The sequence below is a fragment of the Bifidobacterium pongonis genome, from assembly GCF_019331805.1.
Classification (GTDB): domain Bacteria; phylum Actinomycetota; class Actinomycetes; order Actinomycetales; family Bifidobacteriaceae; genus Bifidobacterium; species Bifidobacterium pongonis.
The window spans coordinates 1-1,466 of the sequence record NZ_JAHBBE010000078.1; the positions used below are offsets into that span (position 1 = coordinate 1).

The 1,466-nt window shown below is 61.4% G+C and carries 1 protein-coding gene; it reads right to left on the reverse strand.

All coding sequences use genetic code 11. From position 1 onward, the window contains the following. Nucleotides 1-631 precede the first annotated feature (631 nt). Nucleotides 632-1,466 (reverse strand): glycerophosphodiester phosphodiesterase family protein (locus tag KIH75_RS09985; protein WP_219056550.1); only part of this gene is annotated, 835 nt, incomplete at its 5' end.

The following is a 1,466-nucleotide window of genomic DNA, read 5'->3' on the forward strand; positions in this document are numbered from 1 at the left end:
AAAATCAGCCCGTTTCTGTCCGAAAACGGTACGAGACTGTCACCCCCACTACCTCTGACCGAAATCGGACAAAATTGGGGGCATTTCTGTCTGATTCCGGTACGAGCCCGTCCGAAGCTACCCGAGCTTGCCCGAGATCATCTGACCTTGCCTCTCCCCATCACCAAAATCAGACAAAATCAGACCTCTTTTGTCCGATTTCGGTACGGGACCACCCGAACCACTCGAGACCATCTGACCTTGCCCCCCCATTACCAAAATCAGACAAAATTGGGGCAATTCTGTCTGAAAACGAGGCGAACACCGCCCCCGCACGTACGCACGCGCACCAGCACCAGCACCAGCACCAGCGCAAACACAAACACAAACACAAACACAAACACAAACACAAACACCAGCGCAAACACCAGCAAACATAAACAAGCGCCAGCTGACGCCTATAAACGTCAGCTGGCGCTACAAATCACGTCACGCAACCCGCGAAACGAGCAATATCCGCCCGAATCGGAGGCCAACGTAAACCCGCAAATCACGCAACCCGCGGAACGAACAACACCTGCCCGAACCAAGGGCCAACGCGAACCCACAAATCACGCAACCTGCGAACCAAAGGCCAACGTGACCCCACAAGTCACGCGGCCTGCGGAACGAACGCCTCGAAAATGCAGCGATCGAACTGGTCCGAGCACTGCGCGTACTCGTCCTGGCTGCGCACGGTCCACGCGACCGGCATCGCACCCATCGCGCGCGTCAGGCGCACCTGCGGCAGCACGCCACCACGCCAGTCGTACGCCACGAAATCCGGGCGGGACAGCCAGTCGAACACCAGCGAACCGGCGGCATACTTGCGCACCTGATCCATCGGCGTGGACCCCGCGCCCGCGGAACGAGCCGCGGAGCGCTTGCCGGCGTCGGCCACGTCGGCCACGTCAGCCACGCCAGCCTCAGCGTCAGCCACAGCCTCAGCGTCAACCGCGTCACCCGCATCCTCATCCGCTCCCGGCCAGCACGCCAGCTGCCCGCGGCACACCTCCGGATGGTTCTCCTTGTACCAATTCACGGCGCCCGGATGGAACGATTCGACCACAAACGCGCCCGAATACGCCTCAAGCAGCGCATGCCCCTTTTCCATCAGCTCAACGTCGCGATCATCCCACGTGGAGTTGTTTTCGAACTTGTATTCCACGATCAGCGGAACGCGCCCGTCGACCAGCTTCAGCACGTCCGAAAACAGCGGCACATGCTGGTAGTACCCTTCCGGTGCGTTGGACGGCGTGACGACCAGCGGCGGATTCTCCTCGCCGCCCGGCAGCAGCGCGGCCTCGGCGTCGCCCGGCTTCGCGGTGGGGTACAGCGGGATGCGCGTCAGCTCGTCGTAGCTCAAATCCTTGATTTTGCGCGGATCTCCGGCCACTCGGCCCAGATCGGCGTCGTGCACGACCACGACTTCGCCGTCGCGTGTGAGC